Here is a 16,668-nt window from a genome sequence, read left to right on the forward strand (position 1 = left end):
TCAGGTCATCGGGGGAATGCGGCCTCAAACCATCCGCCGGCGCAGGACCGTGGCCACAGCCAGTGCCAGACAAATCGTGCCCAGCGTGATCGGCAGGCCGGAGGCGCCGATCACATCCATGACGCCACCCGCCAGCGGCGGCACCACGATGCCGCCGACGCCCCACATCAGGGAGAAGGCGGCATTGCCGGCGACCAGCGCCGAGCCGGTAAAGCGGTCGCCGAGCTCGATGATCGACATGGTGTAGATGCCATAGGAGACCGCGCCCCAGATAAAGACGCAAGGCCAGATCAGCGGCGTCTCGATGAGCAGCGGCAACAGGGCGCAGCCCAGCACCGTCACCACGACGCAGATGAATCGCACCAGCCGCGCCGTCAGCCGTTCCGCCAGCAAGCCGAGCGGCACCTGCATGGCGATGTTGCCGGCGATCATCACCGACAGCAGCGCCGACATGCGCGCTTCCGCGATGCCATAGTGCGTGCCGTAGACCGGCAGCAGCGCCAGCACGCCCTGTTCGAAACCGGCGGCAACGACCACCGCCGACAGCAGTAGCCATGCCAGTGGCACGAAGCCCATGACCGAAACCCTGTGCCCGGCTTCGTCGACCTTCGGCAGTCGCGGCAGCACCAGCGCCAGGCAGGCGCCGCAGAAGATGAAGGCGGCGATCCCCACCAGGAATGGCGGCCATCCCACGGTGCCGACAGCGAGCAGGCAGAGCGGCCCGGCAGCGAAGCCGGCCGAGATGATGGTTGAATAGACACCCATGACGCGACCGCGGCGCGATGGCGGCGCCAGTGCAATGACCCAGATTTCGCTCAAGACATAGAGCGGATTGGTCACCACCCCGATCAAGAAGCGCAGAGGAAACCACAGATAGACATTCTGCGTCCAGCCGATCAGCGCAAGCACAATAGCCGAAAGCGCCGCGCAGGTAAGCGCGGTGCGCCCTGCCCCGAACCGGCGCGCCAGTGCCGGGATCAGCGGCGACGAGACAATGAAGCCGATCGGCGTCATTGCCGCCGAGAGCCCGATGATGGCCGGCGAAACGCCTTGGCGTTGCAGGATGAAGCTCAGCAGCGGATAGGACAGGCCTTGCGCGATGGCGAACACCGAGACGGTCGCGATCACGCCGCTGATCGCCGCCCACTGCATCTTCTCGTTGTCAGCTTCCGCCAGGTTCATCATTGGCACCTAAACCAGGTTCAGGACTAGCTTTTCTGTCCGACGCGGGTAAGCCCCGCCCCGCGAAAAACCGTTTGCTCCAGACAAGGCCTGTCAGGAGCTTTTGGGCCGTCAGGAGTTTTGGCGCTTGAACGATCGATAGAGCGCGAAGCTCACCAGCAGCGCGTCGAGTCCGGCGATCACCACCGGCAGACCGAGCGGACCGATGATCTGCATCAAGGCACCGGCGCCAGGCGGGCCGACAATGCCGCCGGCGCCCCACATCAATGCGAAGGCGGCGTTGCCGGCGACCAGCACGGTTCCCCTGAAGCGGCTGCCGAGTTCCACCAGCGCCATGGTGTAGACGCCGTAGCCGACAGCGCCCATGACGAGAAGGACGAGCCAGATCGCCGGCATCGTGATCAGCAACGGCAGCAAAACCGCGCAGGTCGTTGTCGCCAACGCACAGAAGATGATCATCGCCCGCCCGCCGAAACGCTCGGCCAGCAGGCCGAGCGGGATTTGCAGGAAGATGTTTCCCAGCGACAGTGCCATCACCAGGGCCGCCAGCGTCCTTTCGGGCAGGCCATAGGCGGCACCGAAGACCGGCATCAAAGCGTAGGTGCCCTGCTGGACCGCCGCCGAAACCAGCACGGCAAACAACAGCGCCGGCGCCAGCCTGGCGAAACCGAAAAAGCCGCCGGGCAATTGGCCGTCATCCTCGAAGCCGGCGAGGCTTGACGAAACAGCACGAAGGATCGCGGCGCACAGGATGAAGCCGGCCATGCCGACCAGGAAAGGAACCCAGCCCGATATCCCAACCGCGGTCAGGACCAAAGGCCCCGCAGCATAGCCAGCGCCCAGCACGGTGTTGAATGCCCCCATCACCCTGCCGCGGCGCGACGGCGGCGCCAGCGACAGCGCCCATACTTCGCCCAGTATATAGAGCGGGTTGATGACGATACCGATGATGAAGCGGATGACGAACCAGCCCACCCAGTCCTGCAGGTAGCCGATGCCGAGGAAGCACAGCGCCCCAATCAATGAGCAACCCACAGCCAGGTTGCGCGCGCCGACCAGCCGAACGGCTGCCGGCACGAACGAGGCCGAAAGGATCAGGCCAAGCGGCATCATCGCTGCCGACAAGCCGATCAGCGCCGGCGACATGCCTTGCTTCTGCATCAGCAGCGTAAACAGCGGCGAGCTCAGCCCTTGCGCCGCACCGAACATCGCGAGGGCGGCAGTTACGCCGGCAAGCGCCGCCCATTGCGTCCCCGCTTCGCCATCGCTCGAACCGGTCGCAGCCATGATGCCTTCCACATGAATTGCCGGCCCGATCCAGCGGCAAACCATTGAGCTAGCGGTTCGATTTAGGGAAAGGAAGGGCCGCGCCTGAAATCCCCTTGCGCCAAGAGCCGCAGTGGGCGCGTCCTGTCCGCCAATCCCCGGCAAGGTTGTCAGCTATCGGACTGCCGTTCGGGCATGTCGCTTCCCTCGTCCTAGTGGTCGCCGCCTCCGCAATGGCCGGACAGCCGCCGGTCCATTATGCCGCCCGCTACCAGCATCGTACGAGGACCATCATGACCGCCGCCCTGCATCCAGCCGAACCGCCTTTGGCAGCCGACCGTGCCCGTCGCGGTGGCCGTGCGGGCAAGCGCGCCGGCGGCTCGGCCGCCTTCGAACAGCCGGCTTTTCGACAACTGAGAAATCCGCTGACGCCGACCAAGCTGATCTCGGACGACGAGCTGGAATCGATCCACCTCGCCTCGCTGCGCGTCTTGAGGGAAATAGGCGTCGACGTGCTGCATGACGAAGCGCGCCGCATCATGAAGGAAAATGGCGCTGATGTCCGCGAGGGCAGCGAGCGCGTGCGCTTCGACAGCGACATGATCCTCGATCTCATCTCCAACTGCCCGTCGGAATTCACGCTCCATGCCCGCAACCCGGCGCACAATGTGCGCTTCGGCGGCAACAATGTGATCCTGTCGATGATGGCGTCGGCACCGAACTGCTCCGACCTCGATCGCGGCCGCCGTCCGGGCAACCAGCAGGACTACCGCAACTTCCTGCGCCTGGCACAGATGCACAACATCCTGAACTGCACCGGCGGCTATCCGGTCGAGCCGACCGACATCCACCCGTCGGTGCGCCACCTCGAATGCATCCGCGACCTCGCCACGCTGACCGACAAGGTGTTCCACATCTATTCGCTCGGCAAGGAGCGCAATGTCGACGGCATCGAGATCGCCAGGATCGCCCGCGGCATCAGCCATGAGCAGATGCTCGAAGAGCCGTCCGTCTTCACCATCATCAACACCAACTCGCCGCTGAAACTGGATGTGCCGATGATGGAAGGCATCATCCAGATGTCGAGCAAGGGTCAGGTCGTCGTCATCACGCCCTTCACCCTGTCCGGCGCGATGGCGCCGGTGACCATCGCCGGTGCGCTGGTGCAGCAAAATGCCGAGGCGCTGTCCGGCATCGCCTTTGCCCAGATGGTGAGAAAGGGCGCGCCGGTTGGCTATGGCGGCTTCACCTCGAATGTCGACATGAAGTCAGGCTCGCCGGCCTTCGGCACGCCTGAATATATGAAGGCGCAGCTTGTCGGCGGCCAGCTTGCCCGCCGTTACAAGATCCCCTACCGCACCTCCAATACCTGCGCCGCCAACGCGGTCGACGCGCAGGCAGCCTATGAAAGCGTGTTCTCGCTGTGGGGCGCCATCCAGGGCGGCGGCAATCTGATGATGCACGGCGCCGGCTGGCTCGAAGGCGGCCTGCGCTGTTCCTACGAGAAGACCATCCTGGACATCGACCTGTTGCAGATGGTGGCCGAGTTCCTCACCCCGCTCGACCTGTCCGACGAAGCGCTCGGCTTCGACGCCATCCAGTCGGTCGGCCCCGGCGGCCATTTCTTCGGCACCCAGCACACGCAGGACCGCTACAAGACAGCCTTCTACTCGCCCATCCTCTCCGACTGGCGCAATTTCGAAACCTGGGCCGAAGCCGGATCGCCGACCGCGCTGGAAAAGGCCAACAAGGTCTGGAAGGAGCGGCTGGCATCCTACGAGGAACCCTATATGGACCCGGCGATCCGCGAAGAGCTCAACGACTTCGTCGAAAAGCGCACGGCCGAAGGCGGCGCGCCGACCGATTTTTGATCGGCAAGCAACTGGCGGCATCCTGCCAACCGACACACCTGATTCAATTTACGCAAAAACGGACCTATCTCTCATGAAATCTCATGTAAAAGCGGTTGTCATTGGCGGCGGCGTCGTTGGCTGCTCGGTGCTCTATCACCTGGCCAAGGCCGGCTGGACCGACATCATGCTGATCGAGCGGTCCGAGCTCACCTCCGGCTCGTCCTGGCACGCAGCCGGCGGCTTCCACACGCTGAACGGCGATCCCAACGTCGCCAAACTGCAGGCCTATACGGTGCAGCTCTACAAGGAGATCGAGGAAATCTCCGGCCAGTCCTGCTCGCTGCATCTGACCGGCGGCGTGATGATGGCCGATACGCCCGAGCGCATGGATTTTCTGCGCCTGGCCCACGCCAAGGGCCGCTATCTCGGCATGGACACCGAGCTGATCACGCCCTCCGAAGCCAAGGCGATGTTCCCGCTGATGGACGAGACCAATTTCGTCGGCGCCATGTGGGATCCGGTCGAAGGCCATCTCGATCCCTCCGGCACGACGATCGCCTACTCCAAGGCGGCCAAGAAGCTGGGCGCCGAGATCGTGCTGCGCAACCGCGTCGTCGACTTGACGCAGGAAGTTGACGGCACCTGGAACGTCGTCACCGAACAGGGCACCGTCCACGCCGAGCATGTCGTCAACTGCGGCGGCCTGTGGGCGCGCGAGATCGGCCGCATGGTCGGCGTCGAACTGCCGGTGCTGGCCATGGAGCACATGTACCTGCTCACCGAGCCGATGCCCGAGGTCGAGGAATTCAACAAATCGACCGGCCGCGAGATGATCGGCGTGCTCGACTTCAAGGGCGAGATCTACACCCGCCAAGAGCGCAACGGCATCCTGCTCGGCACCTATGAAAAAGCCTGCAAACCCTGGTCGCCGGTCAATACGCCGTGGGATTTCGGCCATGAACTGCTGCCGCCCGACCTCGACCGCATCGCGCCGTCGCTGGAGATCGGCTTCAAGCATTTCCCCGGCATCGAGAAAGCCGGCATCAAGCAGATCATCAACGGCCCCTTCACCTTCGCGCTCGACGGAAATCCGCTGGTCGGGCCGGTGCAGGGCCTGACCAATTTCTGGTGCGCCTGCGCCGTCATGGCCGGCTTCAGCCAGGGCGGCGGCGTCGGCCTCGCGCTGTCCAACTGGATGGTGCATGGCGATCCCGGCTTCGACGTCTGGGGCATGGATGTCGCCCGCTTCGGCGAGTGGGCCGGCCTGCGCTACACCAACGCAAAGGTGCGCGAAAACTATTCGCGCCGCTTCTCCATCCGCTTCCCCAATGAAGAGCTGCCGGCTGCGCGCCCTGCACAAACCACCCCGCTCTATGACACGATGCTCGCCAACAACGCCGTAATGGGCGATAGCTGGGGCCTGGAGACCCCGCTGTGGTTCGCGCCGAAGGGCAAGGAGCCGAAGGACGTCGTCTCCTTCCACCGCTCAAACGATTTCGGTCCTATCGGCGAGGAAGTGCGCGCCACGCGCGAACGCGTCGGCGTCACCGAAATCGCCAACTTCGCCAAATACGAAGTGTCGGGACCTGCGGCTGAGGATTTCCTCAACCGGCTGATGACCAACCGCATGCCGAAGATCGGCCGCATCGTGCTGACGCCGATGATCAACGAGTTCGGCAAGCTGATCGGCGACTTCACCATCGCCAAGGCAGGCGAAGACAGATTTATGATCTGGGGTTCGTCCGCCGCGCAGAAGTACCACATGCGCTGGTTCGAAAAGCACCTGCCGAAGGATGGTTCGGTGCGCATCCACCGCTTCGATCAGACGCTCGTCGGCCTGTCGATCGCCGGGCCGAAATCGCGCGATCTCTTGCAGAAGCTGGTCGATGTCGACATCTCGACCAAGGCGTTTCGCTTCATGGATTTCCGCGAAATGGCGGTCGGGGGCGCGCCCTGCATGGTCAACCGCATCACCTATACCGGTGATCTCGGCTATGAAATCTGGATGGCGCCGGCCTATGAGCGCCTGGTCTACAAGGCGATCAAGGACGCCGGCGAGGAGTTCGGCCTCGTCGATTTCGGCATGCGCGCTTTGCTCTCCATGCGCCTGGAGAAGAACTTCCCGACCTGGTACCGCGAGCTGCGGCCGATCTACGGCCCGTTCGAAGGCGGGATGGACCGCTTCATCAAGCTGGAGAAGAACGACTTCATCGGCCGCGAGGCCGCCGCCAAGGAACAGGCGGAAGGACCGAAACTGCGCCGTGTCTCCTTCATCATCGATGCGGCCGACGCCGATGTCATGGGCGACGAGCCGATCTGGGCCAAGGTCGGCAAGGACTATGGCACGGTGGAAAAGCCGCATGGCTATGGCGCGCCGCGCTTCGACATGGCGGGCAAGGAAGTGCGTGGCTCGAAGGCTGCCGAAGGCGCTTCCGCCGTGCGCGGCATCGTCGACGGCGACTGGCGCGTGGTCGGCTGGGTCACCTCGGGCGGTTATGCGCACTATGTGCAGAAATCGATGGCGCAGGGCTATGTGCCGGCGGCACTCGCCGAGGACGAAAGTGCCGGACTGTTCGAGATCGAGATCCTCGGCCACCGGCGTCCGGCGCGTATCAATGTCGAGGCGCCCTTCGACCCCAGCGGCGAGAAGATGCGGACCTGAAAAGGCGACAGGGAGCGTGAGATCGTGTAAGGGGCCTTCGGCAGTTGGCCGCAGGCATTTCCCTCGATGAGAAGACGATCCCCTTGCAGTATCTAGAGAAATGGACGGACTGGCTCGGCGAAGGCAAGGTCGGTCCCTTCAACGCCGCACTGGTCTGCGTCGCGGTCTATTGCGTCGTCCAGATCGTGGTGATGGCGCTGCTGTCCCGTGTCGTGGGAACCGGTGTCGGCGTCGACGATTCCGAACAGCTGATGTACATGCGCTACCTCTGGGCTGGCTATGGCGGCTCGCAGCCGCCGCTCTACACCTGGCTCGCCCGCCTCGTCGCCGCCGTGGTCGGAACGAACATCCTCGCGCTCAAGATCGTGAAGTACCTACTGATCGGAGCGGCGCTGGCTTCGGTTTTCATCGCTGTCCGCCGCCTGGGCTATTCCAGCCGCGCTGGCGCCGCCGCATTGTTCGGCCTGCTGTTGTTTCCGCAGATGGTGTGGGAGATGCAGCACGCCCTCACCCACTCGATCGCCGCTTTCTGTTTTTCAGTGGTGCTGTTTCTTGCGCTCGTCGAACTGGTGCAGCGGCGTTCCCTGGCCACCTATGTGCTGTTTGGCGTGGCGATGGCCGCCGCCATCCTGTCGAAATACAACAACGCGATCTTTCTCGGCGCGCTGATCCTGTCCACCCTGTCGCTGCGCGAAACGCGCGGCGTCATCCTCAACCGCCGGTTTTCGATCAGCCTTGTCGTGGCGGTGCTGCTTTGCCTGCCGACGCTCTACTGGAACCTGACCTACACCGACCAGTTGCTGTCGCACAGCGGCGGCTTCGGCATGGGCAGAGGAGAAAGCGCCATACAAACCGCATTCTACGGAATGCGCGGACTGGGCAAGGCTATCCTGTATTTCGCCGTGTTGCCGGCCGGCATATTCGTCGCGGCTTTGCTCATCGCATGGAAAAAGCCGGCGCCGGCTCTGCAACCGGCGCCATGGACCGAGAAACTGGTGTGGCGCACCATCGCTTTTGCCCTGGCGATGACCATCGTGCTCGTCCTGGCGAGCGGGACGACGCAATTTCGCGATCGCTGGATGCTTCCCATTCTTGTGTTGCTGCCGGTCGCGCTGGCCTTGCGGATGGATGCCAGAGGCGACAAGGGAAGGAAGGTGCAGGACGTCGTCGTCTTTGTCGGCGCAACGCTTGCCATCCTCGTGCTGCCGGTGACCTGGTACACGCACCTCAATGGCGGCGACAGCCGCGGCAGCATCGTGCGTGTCGACTACCAGTCGCTCTATGGCCAGCTGACGGCAAACGGTCCGGTTCGCACGGCGATATCGAGCTGGCACTGGGTGGGAAATCTGCGTCTTGTCGATCCCGATCTGGTCGTGCTCGACGACGAGATGCCGGACTTCGGCCATTTGCTGATCGAGCCGGCGGTGCTCGTGATGGCCAATGACAAGGAACCTCCCGAGGGCATCCTGCGGGCCTTGAGCGAGGCCGGCTATGTCGCTGACGGCTCGCCGCAGCAGTTGGTCGTCCCGATGCTGTTCGACAGCGAGCCGCCCACCCGCACGCTGACGGTCACGCGGCTGAAGAAAGCGGCCGCGGGCGCAGCGCCACAGTAAGTCGGCAGGGAGGCGTCGGGTGGAGAAACAAGGGTTCGGCCGTCACCGCAAGATCATGCCGTTCGAGCCGGGCTCCGTCGAAGCCTCGCGCCAGAAAGCGGCGTCGCTGAACCAGCATGTGCTGGGCTATGGCGCGCTGGCTGAAACCGAATGGCAAGCGGCAGGCATCGCCGCGCCCGATTTTGCCGCTATGCGCCAATACCGGCTCGAGCGCATCCGAGCCGAACTGAAGCGCCGAAACTACGCCGGCGCGCTGCTCTACGACCCCGTCAACATCCGCTACGCCACCGATTCGACCAACATGCAGCTGTGGGTCGCGCACAATCCGACCCGCCACTGCTTCATCGCCACTGAGGGACCCGTGGTGCTGTTCAACTATTTCTCCTGCGAGCATCTGTCCGACCATTCCGGCGTCGTTGACGAGGTGCGGCCGGCAGTGTCGTGGATGTACCTCTATGGCGGTGAGCTGACCGAGCACAAAGTCCGCCGCTGGGCGGCCGGCATCGCCGATCTGGTCAAGGAGCATGGCGGCGGCAACAGCCGCATTGCGGTCGACCACATCAACCCGGAAGGCGTCGAGGAACTCGCCCGGCTCGGCATCTCGATTGGCAATGGCGAAGCGGTGATGGAAAATGCGCGGCTGATCAAATCGCCGGACGAGATCCTCGCCATGCGCCGCGCAATCGTCGCTTGCGAAGCGGCGATGGGTGAAATGGAGAAGGCGCTGACGCCGGGCATTTCCGAAAACGAATTGTGGGCCGAACTCCACCGCGGCAACATTGCGCGCGGCGGCGAATGGATCGAAACCCGGCTGCTTGCCTCGGGGCCGCGCACCAATCCGTGGTTCCAGGAATGCTCATCGCGTGTGATCGAGGAAGGCGACCTCGTCGCCTTCGACACCGACCTGATCGGTCCCTACGGCTTCTGCGCCGATCTCTCCCGCACCTGGCTTTGCGGTGACGCCAGGCCGTCGAACGAGCAGCGCGACCTGTTCCGCATCGCCGCCGACCAGATCGCCCACAACACGCAGTTGATGCAGCCCGGCATATCCTTTCGCGACCTGGTCGAACGCTCCGTGGTGCCGCCGGGAGATTGCTTCCCGACACGCTACGGCGTGCTCTATCACGGCGTCGGCCTGGCCGACGAGTACCCGACCCTGCCACATGCCAGCGACTGGACGCCGGACACGCCCGATGGCGTGCTGGAGCCGGGAATGGTCCTGTGCGTGGAAAGCTATATCGGCCGTCTCGGCGACCATGAGGGCGTCAAGATCGAGGAACAGATCCTGATCACCGAGACCGGTAACGAGCAGCTTTCAACCTACCCGTTGGATGCGAGGCTGCTCGGCTGATCCGGCAAGCGCCTCGCGCAGAGCCTTGAGCGTCTTTTCCGGCGTCGTCCTGGCGGTGATGTAGGGCAGGCCTTTGCGCCTTGCCGTCCAGCCGACGACCTTCACGGCGTTTGCCGCAGGTTCGAAACGCTGCGCCAGCGCCCAGCTCTCACAGTCGATGGCAGCTATATCCGCCTTGCCCTCGGCGACCGCGACGATCGAGCCGCGATGGCCACCGCTTTCGCTGCGCGAGGAAAAGATATCCAGGCTTTCGCCGGCGGCCTGCAGATCGCGCGCCAGTGCAATGATGCCCGACATCGAATCGAGGCTGTTGTAGGTAAAACGCTTGCCACGCATCAGATCGAGCGGCAGCAAGGCTTTGCCATCCGCGGGCGAGCGAACTTCCGATCCCTCGCCTGTGCGCATCACCAGCGCGCTGGAATAGAGTTCGCCCTGGCCGCCTTCGTAAGCGTCGTAGCTCGGCTGGCCGACCACCTGCACATGCTTGTTCAGGCCGAGTTCCATCGGCCCCCAGCAGGTCTGCGCGAACAGCAGCGCCGGATGCAGCCAAAGCTGGTGATGGTCGAGTTCGTTCGGCGGCAGTGTCGCCGGATCGGGCGCGATTAGCTTGCCCTCGGCGTCCCGGATACCGCCCGGCACCGGCGGCAGGTCGCCACTGCGGCGCACGATTGTCTGCGGCGCATCGATGCCCTTGTGCCGAAAAGCCTCGCGCAACGCTGCCCATTGCGCGTCGACCTCGCCGCGCACTTCGGGCCAGTCGTACATCGGCAATGCCGCAATCAATTCACTCATGCCGACACTCAATCATCATGGCTCGGGAAAGGATCGCAAAAACGCGGCGTTCAATCAGAATTGGCCGACACCGGGATGTCCGGGGATTATTCCTTCGGCGGCTCGGCCGGAACCGGCGCGCTGCCAAGCCCGCTGATGCTGCGCGCCCTGATGCGCGGCTTGAACGCCCTGCCCGGCTCGGGCTGGCGGCGCAGCACCGGGTGCACGATCGGCTCCTTGGCCTTGAATGCGTAGGCCTTGATCAGTGCGAAATAGTTCGGATAGGCGTAGCCATTGTTCATCCGCAGCCACTCGTCGCGGCGGTCGGCAAACAGTTTTGGAAGCCTGTACCAGGCAACGGTCGGGGTCTTGTGGTGAACGAAGTGCAGATTGTTGTTGAGGAACAGGAACGACAGCGGCGAGCGCTCGATGATCACCGTGCGTCCTTCAGGGTGCTCGCACCACTGATGTTCGGCGAAAGTCCGGACCGCGATCAGCGACTGGCCGAGCCAGACCGGCACCAGAATGTAGAGCCATACGGGAATGCCGAAGCCGAACTGCACGATCGGCACTACGATGGCGAGGCCGATCGCATGCAGCAGCCATGCCTTGCCGATCACCTTGTCGCCGGCAATCACATGCCTGGCGTCGTCGACGAAGAAACCGATGCAGGACAGCCAAGGGCCGAGAAAGAAACGGCCGGCCATGGTGTTGTTTATCTTGAGCAGGAATTTCATCGTCGGCGGCAGATCGTCATGCATCCACAGCGCCTGGTAATAGCTCTCGGGATCGTCGAGCGGATCGGTCAGGCGCTCGTCGGCGTGGTGGCGCAAATGAAGCGTCTTGAAGCGACGGAACGGCCAGACCAGGCCGATCGGCAGGAAGACGAAGGCTTCGTTGATGAGCGCGCTGCGCGTCGGATGGCCATGCAGCACTTCGTGCATGATCGACGACTGCAAGGCCAGGATGAAGCCGAGGAGAAGAAGTGCCAGGATCGGATAAGAGGGCCAGAGCAGGAGCCCGGCAGCGAGCCACATTCCGTAACAGAAGAAAGCGAGAACCACGGTCGGCCACTCGATGGCTGCTGCGTTGCGTCGCTTGATGCTCTTGCCTGTCATGCTATCGACCACTGTCCCTCAGCCGCCGAAACCCCAATTGGTTCCTGACAACATAGTGTCAGGAGAAGCGATTCCACTCAACGAGACAAAGTGTACAAAATGTTGCATTTGCGCATTTTGACCGCAGATGTTACACATTGTAAACAACCCTAGGGATTCATTTACGCCTGGAGTGCTGATTCGACGGCTATGGCGCAAATTTTTCCTAAGTGAGCGCGGAGAACGAACAGTGGACAAACGGGACCTGTCGGCAATCTTTCGGGAGCGTCTGAAGCTGCTCCTGACACGGTCCGACCTCAACCAGTCGGCCTTCGCGTCAGCAGTCGGCATCGATCGGTCGGCGCTGTCGCAACTGATGTCCGGCGCCTCGACGCGCCTGCCGCGCGCCGAAACGCTGCTCAACATCGCCGCCGAATTCAAGATCTCGCTGGACTGGCTCCTCGGCCTCTCCCAGGACGAAGGCGTCACCGGCGAAATCCGCGAAAGCCTGGAGATCGAAGAGGCGCCCGACGGCTTCGACCGCACGCTGCTCGCCAAATGGTTCGCCGAGGCCGCAGGCACCAAGATCCGCTATGTGCCGGCCGGCATTCCCGACCTCCTGCGCACACGCCAGCTGGTCGACTACGAAGCCAACATCACCAACCGCAGCCGCCTCGCTCAGGCGAGCGAGACGCAGTACCGCATCGAGTACAACCGGCGCCCTGAGACCGACATGGAGGTCTGCATGCCGCGCCACACGCTGGAGATTTTCGCCCGCGGCCTGGGCGTCTGGGACCGCTTTCCCGAGGCTGACCGCCGGCAGCAGCTTGCCCATATGGCGACGCTGCTTGACGATCTCTACCCCACCTTCCGCCTGTTCCTCTATGACGGCCGCATGCGCTATTCCATCCCGCTGACCATCTTCGGCCCTTACCGCGCCGCCATATATGTCGGCGACATGTATGTCGTGCTGAACGCCACCCAGCCGGTCCAAGCGCTGACCCAGCATTTCGACAATCTGATCCGCGCCGCCGACATCAACCCGCATGAGGCCGCCGCCTACGCGCGCAATCTGGCCGGCGCGTCATTTCCATCGGGTTCTGCCTGATCCCCAACGCCCCGGAAAGGTGCGCCGCCCGGCAATTGCCGGTCGCAAACACATTGACTGGACATAAAGACTTCTTTATATCCTTATTCCATTCAAATACTGAAAGTCGATCCGATGACCGCGAACAATCCCATCGATGCTCTGCTGGCCGAAAAGGGCGTGCTGCTCGCCGATGGCGCCACCGGCACCAATCTGTTCGCCATGGGGCTGGAGGCCGGCGAAGCGCCGGAGTTGCTGAACGAGGCAGCGCCCGACACCATCACCAGCCTGCACCAGAATTTCGTCGACGCCGGCGCCGATATCATCCTCACCAACTCGTTCGGCGGCACCCGCCACCGGCTGAAGCTGCATCATGCGCAGGACCGCGTGCATGCGCTGAACAAGCGCGCCGCCGAGATTGCCCGCGCGGTCGCCGACAAGGCCGACAGGAAAGTCATCGTCGCCGGCTCGGTCGGTCCGACCGGCGAGTTGCTGGTGCCGCTCGGCGCCATGACCTATGACGAAGCAGTCGAGGCTTTTGCCGAGCAGATCGAGGGTCTCAAGGAAGGCGGCGCCGAAGTCGCCTGGATCGAGACCATGTCTGCGCCGGACGAAATCCGCGCCGCGGCGGAGGCCGCCATCCGCGTCGGCCTGCCCTACACCTATACCGGTTCGTTCGACACTGCCGGCCGCACCATGATGGGCTTGCTGCCCAAGGATATCCACGGCGTCGTCGACGGACTTTCAGAGACACCGCTCGGTGTCGGCGCCAATTGCGGTGTCGGCGCCTCCGACATCCTGGCCTCGCTGCTCGACATGACCGAGGCGAAGCCGGAAGCGACGGTGATCGTCAAGGGCAATTGCGGCATTCCCGAATTTCGTGGCACCGAGATCCATTATTCCGGCACGCCGGAGCTGATGGCCGACTATGTCCGGCTGGCGGTGGATGGCGGCGCGAAGATCATCGGTGGCTGCTGCGGCACGTCGTTCCAGCACCTTGCCGCCATGCGCAAGGCGCTCGACGCGCACACCAAATCCGAACGCCCGACCGTCGCGGCGATCGTCGAGCGCATCGGTCCGATGCGCAACAAGGTGGCGACGGAAAACACCGCCGAGACCAGCGAAGCCCGCCGCGAACGCCGCCGCACCCGGGCCTGATATCGAACTTATTCGCTGTTTTCAGCGTAACGCGATAGCGCCGTCTTGAAATCCAGGGCGGTGCTGTCGGCGCTTTCATTCATCGTCACCAGGTCACCCGACGACTGCGGATTGCCGATCTGCTCCAGCATGACACGAAAGCGGTCATTGGTCAGCGCCGACTTTGCGGTATTCCGGGCTGCGTCGACGTCATCCATGATGCGCCTGGATTCTGGCGACAGCGTTCCCGACGCCTGCGTGTGTCTCACCGCCGGCGTCGTGTTTCCAATGTTCATGATCTGCAATTCCCGGCTCCCCAAGCCCAGTCCCGACCCCATGCAATAATAGCAGGGCATTGCGATGACGTTCCGGAAAAGCCGCGCAATTTAACGATCAGGCGGATCATCTGTGCGCTTCGGATCAATCGATCCGAAAAAAGGCCGGCAGGGTTTCCCCCGCCGGCCTGCCTCACCCGCCCGTAGCCGGTTCCCCGTATCAGAACGACCCCCGTCTGAAAGGAACCGGCTGTATTGCCACTACCGGTTACCGCCGAGCGCCGAGGCAAGGCGCACAAGCGAAAGGAACTCGGACCTGTACCCAAACGGGTCGGCTCCTCGGGCGGCGGTGGCAATCTCCATGATCTTGTCGTAGCCGAACTTCGCGGTCGCATCCTCGTCGCGCAGCTTCTGGCCGAAGGCGGCGACAGCGACGGAGAAACGCTGGTCGGTGCTGGCCTGGTCGAAGGACGCGACCTCGTTGGCCGACGTCACCGGCGTGGTGATCAGCTTCGAGACGTCTTCGTTCGGCAGCTTGTAGCGGATTTTCACGAAGGCATATTCGTCGGCGTTGGCGACGCCGCCATTGTCGACCGCGGCCTGGCCGTAGCGCAGCGGATCCATCTGCTCGCCGCCACTGCCCTTCGGCGTGATCTCGTAGATGGCCGTCACCGAATGACCGGAGCCGATATCGCCGGCATCGACGCGGTCATTGTTGAAGTCCTCGCGGTTCAAGGCGCGGGTTTCATAGCCGATCAGCCGGTACTCCGAGACCTTGTCCGGATTGAACTCGACCTGGATCTTGACGTCCTTGGCGATGGTGAACAGCGTCGAGGAGGCATCCTCGACCAGAACCTTCTCGGCCTCGGCCAGCGTGTCGATATAGGCGGCGGTGCCGTTGCCGTTCTGGGCGATGGTCTGCATCATCTGGTCGTTCAGATTGCCGCGTCCAAAGCCGAACACCGACAGGAAGACGCCGGTCTTGCGCTCCTGCTCGATCAGTCGCTTCAGATCGTCGTCATCGGTCTGGCCGACATTGAAGTCGCCGTCCGTGGCCAGCATCACACGGTTGATGCCGTCCTTGACGAAGGACTGCTGGGCAAGCTTGTAGGCTTCCTTGATACCCGCCTCGCCGGCCGTCGAGCCGCCCGGCTGCAGATTGTCGATGGCGTTGAGGATCTTGTCCTTCTCGGTGACCTTGGTCGGCATCAGCACGGTGCCGGCGTCACCGGCATAGGTGACGATCGAGATGGTGTCGTCCGCCTTGAGCTTGCTGACCAGCAGCCGGAAAGCCGACTTCAGCAGCGGCAGCTTGTCCGGCTCATCCATCGAACCCGAGACGTCGATCAGGAACACCAGATTGGCCTTGGGCTGCTCGACCGGCTTGATGTCGAAGCCCTTGATGGCGACGTGCATCAGCTTGGTGTGCCCGTTCCACGGCGTCGGCATGACGCTGACGGTCGAGTTGAACGGCGTCGAAGCCGAGTCCGGACCCTTCCAGTCATAGGGGAAGTAATTGACCATCTCCTCGACGCGGACCGTATCGGCCTGCGGCAGGTAGCCCTGCTTCAGCGAGCCGCGGACGAAGGAATAGGAAGCCGTGTCGACGTCGATCGAGAAGGTCGAGACCGGATCCTGAAGGGCTGCATGCACCGGATTGGTCTTGAAATCCTCGACGCGGTCGCGGTTTGGCTCCTGCGGCGCAATCTGGTCGGCCGGCATCGTCGAAGGCTGTGCCAGGTACTTGGATTCGGTCGCGCCGGCCATGCGGTTGACCCGCGCGCCGCCGGCCGGAGCAGCACTGCCGTCAAGCGAAAACTCGCGGCTCTCAACTGGCGCAGGCTCGGCCAACACGCCGCGTCCCAGCGCATCCTGCTGCGCCGGGGCGACAGCAACGGTCGATTCGGGCTTCGGCGGCGCGGGTGGCGTAAGCGGCGTAGTGGTGTCGCGGCTTCGCACATCGGCGTCGGTCTTCTTGTCGCCTTCAGGCGCCTGCTTTTCTTTTACCGGCGCGTTGATCGCCGGCCCATTGGTTGCCGGCTTGTCGGCCAGCGTCTCGGTGATCTTCTCGTCGCCGCCGAACGGCAACGGCTGTTCCCTCAGCATATGGAAGGTGGCGTATCCGGCGATCGGCAGGGCGACGAGCCCGGCAATGGCCGGCGTGGCGATGAGTTTCTTTTGCATGATCTCGCTCCAGAGCTTTTGTGCTCGCTCTGTGAGACGAAGCCCGCCGACCGATCCTTGGGTGACGGCAGAAATATTTTCCTGATCATAGGCGCTCATGGCGGCTTCGAAGGCGCGTGCCTTCGCGCTTTCGCCCGGCGCCGGTACTGCTGCGTCGCGCAGCCTGTTGAGTTCGTTGTCGTCGACCATG

Annotated in this window: 12 protein-coding genes; 6 read left to right on the top strand and 6 right to left on the bottom strand. The window is 63.4% G+C overall.

The features are described 5' to 3' along the window. Positions 1 to 24 precede the first annotated feature (24 nt). Both NKJ88_RS25175 and NKJ88_RS25180 read right to left on the bottom strand, forming a co-directional pair. Positions 25 to 1,182 (bottom strand): MFS transporter, encoded by a 1,158-nt coding sequence (locus NKJ88_RS25175; protein ID WP_352445985.1) that lies wholly within the window; start codon positions 1,180 to 1,182, stop codon positions 25 to 27. Between the two features lie 111 nt (positions 1,183 to 1,293). Then, positions 1,294 to 2,469, bottom strand: coding sequence for an MFS transporter (locus NKJ88_RS25180; protein WP_023691026.1), 1,176 nt, complete (start codon positions 2,467 to 2,469; stop codon positions 1,294 to 1,296). A 272-nt stretch (positions 2,470 to 2,741) separates the two neighbouring features. Between NKJ88_RS25180 and NKJ88_RS25185 the strand changes: the two genes are divergently transcribed. The 4 genes from NKJ88_RS25185 (at position 2,742) to NKJ88_RS25200 (ending at position 9,927) form a co-directional block, all read left to right on the top strand. Beyond that, entirely contained in the window at positions 2,742 to 4,319 is a 1,578-nt protein-coding gene (locus NKJ88_RS25185) for a trimethylamine methyltransferase family protein (RefSeq protein ID WP_352445987.1), read from the top strand. A 73-nt stretch (positions 4,320 to 4,392) separates the two neighbouring features. After that, positions 4,393 to 6,963, top strand: a complete 2,571-nt coding sequence (locus NKJ88_RS25190; protein WP_023688129.1) for a GcvT family protein — start codon at positions 4,393 to 4,395, stop codon at positions 6,961 to 6,963. Positions 6,964 to 7,007: 44 nt separating this feature from the next. Further along, positions 7,008 to 8,576 (top strand): ArnT family glycosyltransferase, encoded by a 1,569-nt coding sequence (locus NKJ88_RS25195; protein WP_023700319.1) that lies wholly within the window; start codon positions 7,008 to 7,010, stop codon positions 8,574 to 8,576. Between the two features lie 55 nt (positions 8,577 to 8,631). After that, the gene (locus tag NKJ88_RS25200; protein ID WP_352446018.1) at positions 8,632 to 9,927 is read left to right on the top strand and encodes a M24 family metallopeptidase; all 1,296 of its coding nucleotides are present in this window, start codon (positions 8,632 to 8,634) and stop codon (positions 9,925 to 9,927) included. On the opposite strand, the gene NKJ88_RS25205 is transcribed toward NKJ88_RS25200, so the two are convergent. Then, the gene (locus NKJ88_RS25205) at positions 9,892 to 10,719 is read right to left on the bottom strand and encodes a phosphate/phosphite/phosphonate ABC transporter substrate-binding protein (RefSeq protein WP_023746821.1); all 828 of its coding nucleotides are present in this window, start codon (positions 10,717 to 10,719) and stop codon (positions 9,892 to 9,894) included. The two genes, NKJ88_RS25200 and NKJ88_RS25205, sit on opposite strands and share 36 nt — an antisense overlap. A gap of 86 nt (positions 10,720 to 10,805) precedes the next feature. Further along, positions 10,806 to 11,816, bottom strand: coding sequence for a fatty acid desaturase (locus tag NKJ88_RS25210; protein ID WP_027050294.1), 1,011 nt, complete (start codon positions 11,814 to 11,816; stop codon positions 10,806 to 10,808). 229 nt (positions 11,817 to 12,045) lie between these two features. Between NKJ88_RS25210 and NKJ88_RS25215 the strand changes: the two genes are divergently transcribed. Next, positions 12,046 to 12,903 carry a helix-turn-helix domain-containing protein gene (locus tag NKJ88_RS25215; RefSeq protein ID WP_023681768.1) on the top strand — a complete coding sequence of 286 codons (858 nt, stop codon included), beginning with the start codon at positions 12,046 to 12,048 and terminating at the stop codon, positions 12,901 to 12,903. A gap of 114 nt (positions 12,904 to 13,017) precedes the next feature. Continuing rightward, a complete protein-coding gene (gene bmt / locus NKJ88_RS25220; RefSeq protein ID WP_023746823.1) occupies positions 13,018 to 14,040 on the top strand; it encodes a betaine--homocysteine S-methyltransferase in 1,023 nt (340 codons plus the stop codon). Between the two features lie 8 nt (positions 14,041 to 14,048). Here bmt and NKJ88_RS25225 read toward each other — a convergent pair whose 3' ends face one another. Both NKJ88_RS25225 and NKJ88_RS25230 read right to left on the bottom strand, forming a co-directional pair. Further along, positions 14,049 to 14,315 carry a hypothetical protein gene (locus NKJ88_RS25225; protein WP_023753429.1) on the bottom strand — a complete coding sequence of 89 codons (267 nt, stop codon included), beginning with the start codon at positions 14,313 to 14,315 and terminating at the stop codon, positions 14,049 to 14,051. Between the two features lie 240 nt (positions 14,316 to 14,555). Further along, positions 14,556 to 16,667, bottom strand: a complete 2,112-nt coding sequence (locus NKJ88_RS25230; protein ID WP_023746824.1) for a vWA domain-containing protein — start codon at positions 16,665 to 16,667, stop codon at positions 14,556 to 14,558. Position 16,668: the final 1 nt, after the last annotated feature.

This window comes from Mesorhizobium sp. M0016 (genome assembly GCF_040324035.1).
GTDB lineage: Bacteria > Pseudomonadota > Alphaproteobacteria > Rhizobiales > Rhizobiaceae > Mesorhizobium.

What these genes read in the sequence shown, in the direction of transcription:
- NKJ88_RS25175 (WP_352445985.1), bottom strand. Translation starts at nt 1,182, where the DNA reads ATGAACCTGGCGGAAGCTGACAACGAGAAGATGCAGTGGGCGGCGATC.
- NKJ88_RS25180 (WP_023691026.1), bottom strand. Translation starts at nt 2,469, where the DNA reads ATGGCTGCGACCGGTTCGAGCGATGGCGAAGCGGGGACGCAATGGGCG.
- NKJ88_RS25185 (WP_352445987.1), top strand. Translation starts at nt 2,742, where the DNA reads ATGACCGCCGCCCTGCATCCAGCCGAACCGCCTTTGGCAGCCGACCGT.
- NKJ88_RS25190 (WP_023688129.1), top strand. Translation starts at nt 4,393, where the DNA reads ATGAAATCTCATGTAAAAGCGGTTGTCATTGGCGGCGGCGTCGTTGGC.
- NKJ88_RS25200 (WP_352446018.1), top strand. Translation starts at nt 8,632, where the DNA reads ATGCCGTTCGAGCCGGGCTCCGTCGAAGCCTCGCGCCAGAAAGCGGCG.
- NKJ88_RS25205 (WP_023746821.1), bottom strand. Translation starts at nt 10,719, where the DNA reads ATGAGTGAATTGATTGCGGCATTGCCGATGTACGACTGGCCCGAAGTG.
- NKJ88_RS25210 (WP_027050294.1), bottom strand. Translation starts at nt 11,816, where the DNA reads ATGACAGGCAAGAGCATCAAGCGACGCAACGCAGCAGCCATCGAGTGG.
- bmt (WP_023746823.1), top strand. Translation starts at nt 13,018, where the DNA reads ATGACCGCGAACAATCCCATCGATGCTCTGCTGGCCGAAAAGGGCGTG.
- NKJ88_RS25225 (WP_023753429.1), bottom strand. Translation starts at nt 14,315, where the DNA reads ATGAACATTGGAAACACGACGCCGGCGGTGAGACACACGCAGGCGTCG.
- NKJ88_RS25230 (WP_023746824.1), bottom strand. Translation starts at nt 16,667, where the DNA reads ATGGTCGACGACAACGAACTCAACAGGCTGCGCGACGCAGCAGTACCG.